10 protein-coding genes are annotated in these 13,312 nt (G+C 44.1%); 3 read left to right on the plus strand and 7 right to left on the minus strand.

Features of this window, described 5'->3' with window-relative positions; all coding sequences use genetic code 11:
* Window positions 1-360 precede the first annotated feature (360 nt).
* The 7 genes from EIP89_RS09475 to EIP89_RS09505 form a co-directional block, all read right to left on the minus strand.
* Window positions 361-579: a hypothetical protein gene (locus tag EIP89_RS09475; RefSeq protein ID WP_124398441.1), complete on the minus strand. Its 219-nt coding sequence runs from the start codon at window positions 577-579 to the stop codon at window positions 361-363.
* A gap of 15 nt (window positions 580-594) precedes the next feature.
* The gene (carB, locus tag EIP89_RS09480; RefSeq protein WP_124398442.1) at window positions 595-3,444 is read right to left on the minus strand and encodes a carbamoyl-phosphate synthase large subunit; all 2,850 of its coding nucleotides are present in this window, start codon (window positions 3,442-3,444) and stop codon (window positions 595-597) included.
* A gap of 86 nt (window positions 3,445-3,530) precedes the next feature.
* Window positions 3,531-3,689 (minus strand): 50S ribosomal protein L34, encoded by a 159-nt coding sequence (gene rpmH / locus EIP89_RS09485; protein ID WP_084180220.1) that lies wholly within the window; start codon window positions 3,687-3,689, stop codon window positions 3,531-3,533.
* Window positions 3,690-3,897: 208 nt separating this feature from the next.
* Window positions 3,898-5,403 carry an NAD(P)H-hydrate dehydratase gene (locus tag EIP89_RS09490; protein WP_124398443.1) on the minus strand — a complete coding sequence of 502 codons (1,506 nt, stop codon included), beginning with the start codon at window positions 5,401-5,403 and terminating at the stop codon, window positions 3,898-3,900.
* Entirely contained in the window at window positions 5,351-5,983 is a 633-nt protein-coding gene (gene coaE / locus EIP89_RS09495; protein WP_124398444.1) for a dephospho-CoA kinase, read from the minus strand. The genes EIP89_RS09490 and coaE overlap by 53 nt, the downstream gene beginning before the upstream one ends.
* Window positions 5,970-6,848, minus strand: a complete 879-nt coding sequence (locus EIP89_RS09500; RefSeq protein WP_124398445.1) for a hypothetical protein — start codon at window positions 6,846-6,848, stop codon at window positions 5,970-5,972. Before EIP89_RS09500 ends, coaE begins: the two co-directional genes overlap by 14 nt.
* Window positions 6,849-6,975: 127 nt before the next feature.
* Window positions 6,976-9,390 (minus strand): 3-hydroxyacyl-CoA dehydrogenase/enoyl-CoA hydratase family protein, encoded by a 2,415-nt coding sequence (locus tag EIP89_RS09505; protein ID WP_124398446.1) that lies wholly within the window; start codon window positions 9,388-9,390, stop codon window positions 6,976-6,978.
* Between the two features lie 288 nt (window positions 9,391-9,678).
* Here EIP89_RS09505 and EIP89_RS09510 point away from each other — a divergent pair, with 288 nt between their 5' ends.
* From EIP89_RS09510 to EIP89_RS09520, 3 genes are all read left to right on the plus strand, one after another.
* A complete protein-coding gene (locus EIP89_RS09510; protein ID WP_160160580.1) occupies window positions 9,679-10,182 on the plus strand; it encodes an AAA family ATPase in 504 nt (167 codons plus the stop codon).
* 66 nt (window positions 10,183-10,248) lie between these two features.
* Window positions 10,249-10,695 (plus strand): PD-(D/E)XK nuclease domain-containing protein, encoded by a 447-nt coding sequence (locus EIP89_RS09515; protein ID WP_245966137.1) that lies wholly within the window; start codon window positions 10,249-10,251, stop codon window positions 10,693-10,695.
* A gap of 111 nt (window positions 10,696-10,806) precedes the next feature.
* Complete coding sequence (locus tag EIP89_RS09520; RefSeq protein WP_124398449.1) at window positions 10,807-13,305, plus strand: YCF48-related protein; 2,499 nt, start codon at window positions 10,807-10,809, stop codon at window positions 13,303-13,305.
* The last annotated feature ends 7 nt before the right edge of the window (window positions 13,306-13,312 follow it).

Genomic DNA, 13,312 nt, shown 5'->3' on the forward strand with positions numbered 1-13,312 from the left:
CTTCTTCATTGCAATCAAAAGGGGGCTGCAGTGCCCCCTTTAATTTTTTCGATGAATCTGTTTTTTTTTTTTTTTTTTTTAGGGCGTGCCCTTCGCAGCACGCCCTGGCGGGCAGCTGCTCAGGTCGGGCTAGTGGCTCATACTCGCCTTGCAGGTGGGGGTGGTACATTTTATTTGTCTAGTCCCAGCTACAGCCGGCTTCTCAAGGGCTGCGTTGTCTGCCCTGGCGGGCCAGCCAGCCTCTCCCTTTGTACCACAAGCCCCACCTGCTGCGGCTCATATCCGCCACTATCCCTCACGCAACAGCAGCCTTCGGCTGCTATTGTTTCCAATGAATTCTAAATGTTTTTACACCGACCTTCAATCCTTCACCTCTTCATAGTCCACATAATCCCCCACATTTTTATTCGACTGCCTCAACTGATTGGGGTCGTATATGATCTTAATTCTCTCTGAGGATGAATTCGTAGAGCTCGAAGACGACTTTTTGTTGTAGCCCTCCATAAAGGGCCCCACAAAATATTTGTACACCACTATGATTAAGTAGGTTAAAACAAGTAAGGACAGAAAAAAACGCATTGATCTGCAAATTAATTATCTGCTCAAATATAAGTTTCGTTCGCTATACACCTTCTTAAATACTGGATCGCGAAGGTTTTTAATAAAGTGAATGGCCTCGCCTGTCGATCGCATCTGCGGACCGAGCTCTTTGTTTACGTTCGGAAACTTGTTGAATGAAAATACCGGTATTTTAATAGCATATCCGTCAAGTTGAGGCTTGTATTCAAAATCTTTCACCTTGTTTTCACCCAACATAAAGCGCGTTGCGTAGTTCACATAGGGCTCCCCGTATGCCTTTGCGATAAAGGGCACTGTACGGCTTGCCCTCGGATTGGCCTCGATCACATACACCACATCGTTTTTGATGGCAAACTGCACATTGATGAGCCCTTTCACTTTCAAGGCCTTTGCTATGGTGATAGTATGCTCTCGAATTTGCTCAATAATTAGTGGCCCCAGATTAAAGGGTGGTAGTACAGCATGGCTATCACCCGAATGAATGCCACAGGGCTCAATGTGTTCCATAATGCCAATGATGTACACATCTTCTCCATCTGCTATGGCATCGGCTTCAGCCTCAATTGCCCCATCCAGATAGTGATCAAGTAGTACTCTATTGCCCGGAAAGTCTTTGAACAACTCCACCACGTGGTGTTCGAGCTCTTCCATGTTGATGACGATCTTCATGCCCTGTCCGCCTAGTACATAACTCGGACGCACAAGTAGCGGAAAGCCCAGCTCTTCAGCCACTTCGTAGATCTGATCTGGATCAGTGATCACATCAAATTTCGGATACGGTATGTTGTGCTCTCTGAGTAAATTCGAAAACTTTCCGCGGTCTTCTGCCAAGTCAAGCGACTCGAAGCTGGTACCAATGATAGGTATGCCGTAGCGATGCAGTTTCTCAGCCAACTTCAGAGCCGTCTGCCCGCCCAGCTGCACGATTACCCCAATAGGCTTTTCATGCAAAATGATCTCATATATGTGTTCCCAAAATACTGGTTCGAAGTACAGCTTGTCCGATATGTTGAAATCGGTCGAGACAGTTTCAGGGTTGCAATTGATCATAATGGTCTCGTAGCCACACTCGCGAGCAGCCAATACACCATGCACACAGCAGTAGTCAAACTCGATTCCCTGCCCGATGCGGTTTGGGCCGCTGCCGAGCACCACTACTTTTTTGCGATCCGAAACCTTACTGTCGTTTTTTACTTCCAGCGAGCCATCGGGTCGCATTACAGGCATCTCAAAGGTGGAATAGTAATACGGAGTCTTTGCTGGAAACTCGGCAGCACAAGTATCAACGAGTTTGTACACTCGTTTGAAGCCATACTCCATCCGTTTGTTAAACACCTCACTTTCGAGCCTACGCAGCATGTGGGCAATTTGCCTGTCGGCAAAACCCTTTTGCTTTGCCTCAAAGAACAACTCCGGTGGTAAAGACTCGAGGGTATGCTCTTCAATACGACGCTGGGTATTGGCCAGATCCTCGATTTCACGCAAAAACCACATATCGATCTTCGTGATTTCATGGATTTTGCGAAGCGGTATGCCCAACTGTATGGCGTCGTAAATCACAAAAATTCTGTCCCAGCTCGGATTTGCCAGCTTCTCGAGCACTAGGTCTTGATTGGTCAGCCCTTTGCCATCAGCTCCCAATCCATTGCGCTTGATTTCGAGCGATTGAGCCGCCTTGTGCAAGGCTTCTTGAAAACTGCGACCTATACCCATTACCTCGCCTACAGACTTCATCTGCAATCCAAGTCGGCGATCAGCCCCTTCAAATTTGTCGAAGTTCCAACGAGGTATTTTTACGATTACGTAATCGAGCGTAGGTTCGAAGTACGCCGATGTTTCACCGGTTATGGGGTTGGGCAGCTCTGTCAGATGATATCCAAGGGCCAATTTAGCGGCAATTTTGGCAATTGGATACCCAGTAGCTTTACTTGCTAAAGCTGATGAGCGCGACACCCTCGGGTTGATCTCGATAGCTACAATATCTTCTTTTTCATCCGGACTTACTGCAAACTGCACATTACATCCCCCGGCAAACTTGCCCAGATTTCGCATCATCTTAATGGCCATGTCGCGCATGCGCTGATAGGTGCGATCACTCAGCGTCATGGCTGGAGCTACGGTGATCGAGTCGCCTGTGTGAATACCCATCGGGTCGAAATTCTCAATCGAGCAGATGATCACCACATTGTCGTTGCTGTCGCGCAGCAGTTCGAGCTCAAATTCTTTCCAACCCATCAAAGCCTTGTCGATCAGCACCTCGTGTATCGGACTCTCTTCCAAACCGCGCTTCAGCAAGCTGTCAAAGTCCTCTTTGTGGTACACGATAGATGCTCCTGAACCTCCAAGCGTAAACGAAGGCCTGATACATAGGGGGAATCCAAATTCTTGGGCAATTTCTTTTCCTTTCAGATAGGATGTGGCAATCTTCGAAGGTGCGTAGGGTATGCCCTGCTGATCGAGAAACTGCCGGAAGCGCTCCCGATCTTCTGTAATGTGAATGGCTTCAATATCTACACCGATAATTCTGACACCATATTCCTGCCAAAGCCCTTGTTTATCAGCTTCAATACATAGATTTAAGGCAGTTTGGCCTCCCATGGTGGGCAATACAGCGTCGATTTTTCGCTCTTGCAGAATTTTTTCCAGACTCTCAACAGTTAGAGGCAAAAGGTATACATGGTCGGCCGTTACCGGATCGGTCATGATGGTGGCCGGATTGCTGTTGATCAGTGTGACTTCAATGCCCTCTTCGCGTAGAGATCGGGCAGCTTGCGACCCACTATAATCAAATTCACAGGCCTGTCCGATCACAATAGGTCCCGATCCTATAATGAGTACCGATTTAATGCTGGTGTCTTTAGGCATGGTGATAATATCATTTTAAAGAAAAGGATAAAAAAAAAGGTGTTACCGTGTGGCAACACCTTTTGTTATTTCATCAATGCTATGCATTAACCCTTGTAATATGGTTCGTCAGATACGGTGAGTTTCTTTCTGCCACGTGCCCTGCGAGCAGCCAATACTCTACGACCGTTGGCTGTACTCATGCGCTTGCGAAATCCGTGCTTGTTTACACGCTTGCGGTTCGATGGTTGAAATGTTCTTTTCATTTATGTACAGATATTTATCGGTGTCTTTTAACAATTATCGAAGCCAAATACCCTTTTTCAATCGGGCTGCAAAGATAGGCTAAGCCTTGTAATCTACAAGGTTAGATTGAAAATTAATTTTTCTATGAGGATTTAAAGGACCTGTTACTTGCATTTGCCAGGAGCGATAGATCTCTAGAAAAAATGTAAGTAGTTAATGTAACTGCAACTATTCAACATCTTTTTTCAACTCTTCGAAAGCATTTCCAAGCTTTTCGCACAGATCACTGGCGAGCACAGCCTCTTCACTACCTCTCGACTTTAGCGCTATATCGCCTGATAGCCCATGAAGGTACACACCAAGCTTAGCAGCCTTTTCTAATGAATATCCACCGGCTATGAGCGCCAATAAAATTCCGGTGAGTACATCACCCGAACCCGCAGTAGCCATTCCAGCGTTTCCGGTGGGGTTAAAGTACACGTTACCTTCAGGAGTATATATGCGCGAATACTTTCCTTTGTAAACAACTGTACAGCCCGATGATTGCACAAAAGCCCTCAAGGTTCGATGAAACTCCATCTGTTTGCTATTTCCAAACAATCGAGCGGCTTCACCTGGATGTGGTGTAATGAGATGTTGTTTTCCAAGCCGTTTTTGCCAGTGGTGTTGGGCGATTAAATTGAGTGCATCAGCATCGAGTACAGTAGGAATTTCGAATTCCAGCATCTGATCGAGCAACTCAGCAGCCGCTGAACTGGTACCTAATCCCGGGCCTATGGCTATAGCATCGGGCTCTACAGCGGATATTAAGTCGTTGATATTTACTTCATTTAAATCAAAAGAAATGGCCTCAGGCCGTGCAAAGGGCAATGCCTGTGTGGCCCGCGAACCGCAGGCCACGTAGAGCAACCCTACTCCTGCCCTTAGTGCAGCTGTGGCCGATAGAATTGCAGCACCAGAAGTATGGCCAATGCCCCCGACCAATAGTGCTCTACCGGCTTGCCCCTTATGTATCCATGTATTTCGGGGTTGGTAAACCTTAGCTACTTCTTTTTTTTCAAGTAGATAGTGATTTGTCTGAACACTTCTTAAAAATTCGTGATGGAGTTTAATATCTGCAATTCTCAGCTCTCCTGCGAGAGGCCCTGTGGGCATCATCAAAAAGGACAGTTTTGGGAATTGAAAGGTAATGGTTAAATCGGCCGCTACGATCGTTTCTATATTGTTGTGATCATTATCGTCAGCAAACATGCCTGAGGGTATATCTACGGAAATTTTTTTGTTTGACAAATGATTTATAAATCGCACCACATCTGCAGCTAATCCCTCAAGCGGGCGACTCAAACCGCTGCCATACAGCGCATCAACGATTATTGTATCGCTAGTTACACGTATGTCTTCCGGTTTCTGAATGGGTATAATTTCAATACCTTTTTCTCGAGCTCTGTGTTGATTGATTAGGTTATCTTCAGAATATTTTTCTGAAGGAAGCAGATACACCGCGACCTTGTGAAAATTTTTCAGCGACCGAGCGATTCCAAGTCCGTCTCCACCATTATTTCCTGGACCACAGAGTATCACCACTGGTTTGTGGTAATCGAAATATGGTGATTGTACATACTCCATTACCCATTCATGTACAGCCCTTTCCATTAAATCAATAGAAGCAATAGGTTCATTTTCAATGGTATATTGGTCTGCTTCCCGGATTTGTTCGGCGGATAATATCTTCATAAATGTGTAAAATTTGTTTTATCAGTGAATGTTTTCCATCGTTCAAAACCACATAATCAGATAGTTGAATGCGTTGCTTGTCAGCCCATTGGCGTGCAATACGACTTTTTATTTCCTCTACACTTAAATCTGAGCGCTTTTGCACGCGTTCGATGCGTATGTTTTCAGGTGCTACAATGCTGATGACAAAATCACAATCGTTGTACGTACCTGCTTCAAAGAGTATTGCAGCTTCTTTGATGACAAAGAGCGCTTTTTGAGCGGTAATCCAATTTTTAAAATGCTCTTTTACTGCCGGATGTGTGAGAGAATTCAGTACTTTCAGCTTTTCAGGATTTGAAAAAACCTCTCGAGCCATAAAGGGTCTGTTGAGGCCTTGAGATGTGTATGACTCCGACCCAAAGTGCAAAAGAATGTTTTCGCGGATGTTAGGATCTGTATCTATGAGTTTTTTAGCCTCATCATCGGCTATGTAAACGGGTACCCCCAGGTGCCGAAATAAGTTGGCAGCAGTAGTTTTTCCGCTGCCAATTCCGCCGGTCAGGCCTACACAGTAGGGAAGTCGCTCAATTGACTTCATGCACCGATGCAATTTTCAGATTTCGAATTCTTTGGCAATTCACGCTAGAGCGAATTTCTGCTTTAAATCCCACGTTTTCAACTCGGCGAATCTGAATGCATTTGTCCAATTGATCTAATTGATCGGTAACAGGAATTTCAAACGATAATGTAAAATCATAGAATGTTCCATTGATTCGGCGCTTTAAAGTTATTTTTTCAGGTTTCCATTGTCCGATTTCAGCTAAAACTTTGATAATCTGCACATTTGAAACGGTACCCTCAGGCAAGTGAGGTTTTAGCTTTATTTCCACTTCTTGAAGTCTTCGATCCCTCCTGAGTTTAAGAGTTCCCAGCTGTATTTCCTTAACTTGCAAGTCATTAGCTTCGCGATGTAAAAGGGGAATGTATTCCGGATAAATGCGCGCATTCACCAATTCAAAAGGCTGAGGTACTTCGAAGTTAATTCGCACTGGCAATTTTTTAACGGTTGAAAACCACGGGCTAAACCATACAGTATCAGGTACAATACGCACAATGGTATGCTCGCGAAGCAATTCTTGAAAATCGTTTTTAGTCAAATACCAGCGATTCGAAGGGGTATGAAAATTAAACGAATGAAAATTAACAGCTAAAATGCGAGGAATACTTTTTTTGTTTTTCGTATTTAGGTGAAAAATCTCCACTTTTAGTTTAGACGAATCGGCCAAGTATATTTTAGGAAGCTGTTTTACCTCAATGTAGGTTGTTGTTCCTGGTAGATCCTGTTGGTTTAATTGATTAAAAATCACTAAGATTACTACAGCACCTAGAATGATAAAAAAAGTGCTGTGATATGACAGGAAGAATTTAATTTTCTGATAAAGATCTAATGGAAATTTATTCAACTCGGCGTCTAATTATTTGACAAATTTCGCTTTAAACAATATTGTGTATCGATTAAAAAACGCTTGTCAACACAAATAAAAAAGCCGCAGTAAATCTGCGGCCTAAAATATGATATTTTGTTAAATATCAATTTCTTAGCGGCTTTCCGGTAGTGAGCATGTGCTGAATGCGCTCAAGGGTCTTGCGCTGTGTACACAAGTGAAGGAAGGCTTCGCGCTCGAGGTCCAGCAGATATTGTTCACTTACTTGAGCAGGTTCAGAGAGGTCGCCTCCAGCCATTACCCAGGCGAGTTTATTCGCCATATGCGCTTCGTATTCTGTGGCATAGCCACCCTCTACCATCTGATGTATTCCTACGGCAAACATTCCCAAAGCTGTGCGTCCTAACACCTTAAACTTATCGCGTGTAGGCATCACATATCCACTCTCTGCCAATGAGATGGCTAAATTTTTCGCGTCAGAAATCAGTCTGTTTTTGTTTAATGAAATTCGATCGCGGCCCTCTACCAAAAAGCCAAATTCAAAAGCCTCAGTAGCTGAAGTGGCAACTTTAGCGGTGGCGATCTTGTAGAAATATTCGCGTAGTACATTCAATTCGATGTCGTCTTTTACATATCTCAAGGCACTTCTTCGAGTAAGCTCCTTGGTACCACCACCACCCGGAATAACCCCAACTCCGAATTCAACGAGACCCATGTAGGTTTCAGCTGCAGCCTGTACAGCATCGGCATGCAATACCAGTTCACAGCCTCCGCCGAGCGTCATACCATGTGGTGCCACCACTACTGGCACATGACTATAGCGCACGCGCATTACCGTATCCTGGAAGTACTTAATGGCAAAATTCAGCTCATCGTATTCTTGCTCTATGGCCATCATGTACACCATCATCAAGTTTGCCCCTACTGAAAAATTTGCACCTTGGTTAGAGATAACTACTCCTCTAAAGTCGCGCTCAGCCAATTCAATTCCTTTGTTAATTCCAGATAAGACCCCTGAGCCCAGGGTATTCATTTTCGAGCGAAACTCTATGTTCAAAATTCCATCGCCGAGGTCGATCACTGAGCATTCGGAATTGCTCCACACAGTGGATGTATGGCGACGATGGTCGAGTATGATGATTCCTGAGAGATCAGGTCTGACCTTGAAAGAAGCAGATGGTATGTCAAAGTACTGCTGTGTTCCATCTGAGGTTTGGTAAAACTTGTCAATGCCTTTTTCCGATAGATCTTTTACCCACTGAGGCACTTTGTAACCTTGCGATTCAGTGAGCTCAATACCCTTTCGTATGCCAAGGGCATCCCAAATCTCAAACGGTCCATGCTCCCAGCCAAATCCTGCGCGCATGGCAGCATCTATGCGATAAAGTTCGTCAGATATTTCAGGAATTCGATGAGCTACATATGAAAACAAGGCTGCAAACGACTTGCGGTAAAACTCACCAGCTTTGTCTTGACCGGCTATGAGCACCTTGTAGCGATCAGAGAGGTTATCAATCGTCTTAGTTTGCTCCAGCGTCGGAAATTTTGCTTTTTTCTGTTGGCGGTATTCTAAAGTATTGAGATCGAGGCTTAGAATTGTTGAAGAACCATCGGCATTCTTTACTTTTTTATAAAAGCCTTGACCAGTTTTATCGCCTAACCAGTTGTTTTCCATCATTTTCTGAATGAAGTCGGGCAAGCGGAAGAGCTCGCGCTGTTCGTCGTGAGGCAGAGCCTGATAAAGTCCATTGGCAACATGCACAAGGGTATCGAGGCCCACTACATCAGCCGTGCGGAAAGTAGCTGATTTCGGACGACCAAGTACAGGACCGGTAAGTTTGTCAACCTCTTCAACAGTTAAGCCCATATCGCGAATGGCATGGAAAATAGCCATAATTCCAAACACTCCCACTCTATTGGCTATAAAAGCAGGTGTATCCTTGCACAATACTGTGGTTTTACCTAAAAAACGATCGCCCCAGTAAAGGAAAAAATCTGTAATAGTAGGGTCAGTGTAAGGAGTTGGAATGATTTCTAAAAGAGGTAAATAGCGCGGAGGATTGAAAAAATGTGTTCCGAGAAAATTTCGCTTAAAATCGTCACTTCTTCCTTCGGCCATCAGATGAATGGGAATGCCCGATGTATTGGAACTTACGATGCTTCCGGGTTTACGGTATTTTTCTACTTGGTCAAATATGCTCTTTTTTATGTCAAGTCTTTCTACAACAGCCTCAATAATCCAATCGCACTCCTTGATTTTTGGAAAATCGTCTTCAAAATTGCCCGTAGTGATTCTTGATACGTAGCGCTGAGAATACACTGGTGAAGGATTGCTTTTAACTGCTATGGCTAACGCTTGATTTACAATTCGATTTCTAACTTCTGGGCTTTGTAGAGTCAATCCTTTTTTCTCTTCGTCGGGCGTGAGCTCTTTCGGTACTATATCGAGCAACAGCGATGGAATGCCAGCATTAGCGAGGTGCAAGGCAATGCGCGAACCCATTATACCTGAACCAAGTACGGCAACTTTGCGAATCCAACGGTTTTTTGGAGTATTCATATGCTGTGAAAAGTATCAATTAAGTCTTGGTCAAAAATAGACAAAAAAATATTATGCATGCATAAAATATCGTTCGCAAAACAAGATTCATGTATTTGAATCAAATTCTTAAACGAATTTTATACTACGACTTTGGTAAGGGACATCTTTAAGCAATCAATAAATCTACCTATGCCAAAAACCCGCCTGAAATGAACCCCGCCCGTTATCCTATCGGTCATCAAGACTTTGCCAAAATCCGGGAGCAAGGTTTCGTTTATATGGATTAAACGGAATTTCTTCATCAGCTTGCTAGCTGAGGAGGGTACAACTTCCTCTCCCGTCCGTGCAGGTTTGGCTAGTCGTTGCTGGTCAGTGCCATGGAGTACCTCTTCAGGGGCAGAAGAGACCTCTTCGAAGGCCTCTTCATCTACGACAAATCGGACTTTCAGGAGTATCCCGGTCATCAAAATACCCTTTGCCAGCATTAGCTATCGCGAGATTTCGCTTTCTACGGCCCTCAACGACGAACTCGACCGCATCGCCTATAGTTACGGTCACTCACTTGCTGGTCAGAGCCTATCGGTAAAGTTCGGCGAATTGATAAAAGTGCTCCACACTGCCAGTGGCCAAAAGGTGGTCGTCCTCATCGATGAGTACGACAAACCCTTGATCGATTACCTCGACAAGGATAGCCTACCCTGTGCACGCCAAAACCGCAGTGTGCTCAAGAGCTTCTACTCCGTGTTGAAAAATGCCGACCCCAACCTGAAGCTGGTCTTCATCACTATTCTAAACTGTTTCATCTATTAAAAACCTGTACTAGACCATAACATTCTGACTTTCCCCAACTTAGAAATAAAACAAGCCTATGTGGAGATGCTAGCCGATGCCTTCACCTACGGTCGTAAACCAGGATCAGCCACGTCCGTACTGAGCAAACTGCTCGAAGCTTTGAAACACAAAAGAGAAGAAGTCCTAAAAGATGCCATAAATCAAGTATTTGCCGATATTCCTTACGACCTGTGGATAAAGAACAATGAGAAGTTTTTTCATGCTCTGGTGTATTTGATCTTTACCCTTGCCGGCATGCACATCTTCAGCGAAGTACACACCAGTCGAGGCAAAGCCGATAGCATCGTAGTGCTGGGCGATAGCGTGTATTGCCAGGAGTTTAGGCTCGATGGCTCAGCCGAAGAAGTCCTCCGACAAATTGAACAAAATGGCTACCTCGACCGCTGGAAAAACTCCGGCAAACACTTCCACAAAATCGGCATCAACTTCAACTCCCAAACCTGCCAAGTAGAAGAACTGCTGAAGGTGTAATATCAAATATTTTCCAAATCTCATAAATTAAGAAAGAAACCCTTTTAATATTTGCTTAACCTTAAAAATACAAAGAAAACCTTCCTTTGTTTAGAATTAATCTAAATAAAAATGAGAAAGATTCTATTACCTCTTTTGCTGATTTTCACAGGACTACTCAGAGCACAAGTTCAGAATGAACCAACTCCAACAACACAAGGACTATGGGGAGCTGCAGAAAATAGCTTTGGGGAGCTCTTTATGGTTGGGAACAACGGGACCATTATCAAGCGAAATGCGGGTTGTACTCCGCAATGGAACTCGGTAACTTCGCCAACTACCTCTGGACTGCGTGCCATCGCATTTACAGGAGATAGTATAGGGATCATCGTTGGAGTTAGTGGTACAATGCTGCGAAGCACCAACCACGGAAATACCTGGACCTCCATTACATCAGGCACTACGGCAGGCTTACTTGACGTTGTTGCCGACGATTCGGTCGTAATCGTAGTGGGTGGCGGTGCCACCAGTGGCAATGTGGTCATTCGGTCTAATAACTATGGACTTACCTGGACAACCGTAGTGAATAATCTACCGGCAGCACCTTTTAGCATTGCTAAAGTGACTGACAATACGTATGTGCTATGTGGAGTTCAGGGCATAGTATATCGCTCGACTGACAAGGGGCTCACCTGGACCGCCGTAACCGGCCCATTTGCTGGCACGCTCTCTTCCGTTGACTTTTTTGACAATTTAAATGGCATGATTTGCGGACAAAACGGTGCCGTTTATAAGACCACAGACGGCGGCATAAGTTGGACCACTATTAACGTAAATCAAACCACATTTTACAATGGCGGCAAGGTTTTAAAACCCTGGCGCTACTTAATGGTAGGAAACGGTGGTGCGGCACTGCAGGCAGATTCAGCCGGAAATGGAACAGCAATAAACCTCAACACTTCGCAAGCCATGCGGGTAGTGCATCAATATCGCGATCGGATTTACATTGCTGGTAACCAGGGTTTGGTGTATACTATTCCTTATGATGGTGATTATCCCACGCTCTTTCAAGAAAATTTTTGTGCATTTACGGATAGCGTTCAACCACCAGTCGGTTGGTCTAACTCTTCGCCTTTTACAAATAGGGTATGGCGATTCGACAATCCTTTCCCAGTTAGCCAAAGTGTAGCAAGCCAGTTTATCCCACCATTTGCCGCATATCAAAGCGGCTTTTTCGGATCGGGAGCTGATAGTGCCATACTTACAACGCCTTCATTAAGCACAGTAGGAGCCATTTTTCCACTTGTGCAATGGAATGAATATGTACAGCCCCCTCTTTCTGGCACAATGACCATGTACATCCAAGCTTTTTCAAACGGCCAATGGAATACGATTTATCAATCGAATGGTCCGATGGACGGAAATGCATTTGTTTCATTAGCAGCTTCACCAAAACTAAAAAACACAGCCAGGCGTAGCGCCAGACTTCCGCTGCCCAATCAAACTGGAATTCAATTGCGATTTATCATTTCAGGTGTAAATGCTGTGAATGGACTCTGGCTGATTGATGACATACGAGTAATCAATGCCCCTTACGATGTGCGTCTTGAATCTATCAACTATGATTCAACATGCCTGCCAATTACTACAGATAGTCCAGAAGGCGTAATTTTTAACAGCACTAAAGTGGACCACTACCCGATTTTATCGCGATTGCAAACGCCTACTGGAGTTATTCATCGCACGGTGTATGAAACAGTGGCCCCAGAATCACATTATATATTTTCGCTCGTTAATGCACCAATAAACATTTCAAATGGCGACAGTCTCTTTGTATCAATTATTTCTACTGACTCATCCCTTTCAAACAATTCAAAATACTTTAAATACAATTTTTTAACCTCATCACCAGGTACAAATGGGGCATCCTTTACCCTGTGTGGCAACGATACCATTCAAGTGAATCTATCTCCATCAGCAGGTATAGCTGTTCAATGGTTATTAAATGGAAATCCTTATTCCAATCAACCAAATATCTCAGTCTTTCAACCGGGAGTGTACACCGTGACTTACTCGAGTGGCAGTTGTACGATTACCGACTCTATCGTGGTCAATCAAATCTTGCCTTTGCCGAATCCTTTGACCTCAGTTCAAGACACTTTTGTACCTGCTACAAATCTGGCAATACCCATTGGCACAGCTGATTCTATGCGTATTACGATTACGCATGCCACAAGTGGAATACTGACCCAAACAACCGTAACGAACAATTTTAACTACAGCATACCCAATACTTTAGGTAGCATTCAGATCTCGGTGATTCTTTACAAAAGCAATTGTCAATTTACCTACAACAAAAACGCTTGGATTGTGTCGGGACTTTCCTTAGATGAAAACGGCTTGAAAGCCTTGCGCATCTTTCCAAATCCCGCTAATTCTGAAATTTTCTTACAACACAATCGTCCAATACAATCACTTCGACTGTTAGATGCTTCAGGTAAAATTGTTATAGAAGTTCAAGAATTTTTTGATAATGTGTTGAATATTTCGAGCCTCAAAAATGGATTATATTTTATTGAAGTTCATGACATTGAAAGCAATACCCTCAGACAGAAGTTGATCAAGATCTGAGCTTTTT

The organism is Thermaurantimonas aggregans (genome assembly GCF_003851885.1).
In the GTDB taxonomy this organism is placed as follows: domain Bacteria; phylum Bacteroidota; class Bacteroidia; order Flavobacteriales; family Schleiferiaceae; genus Thermaurantimonas; species Thermaurantimonas aggregans.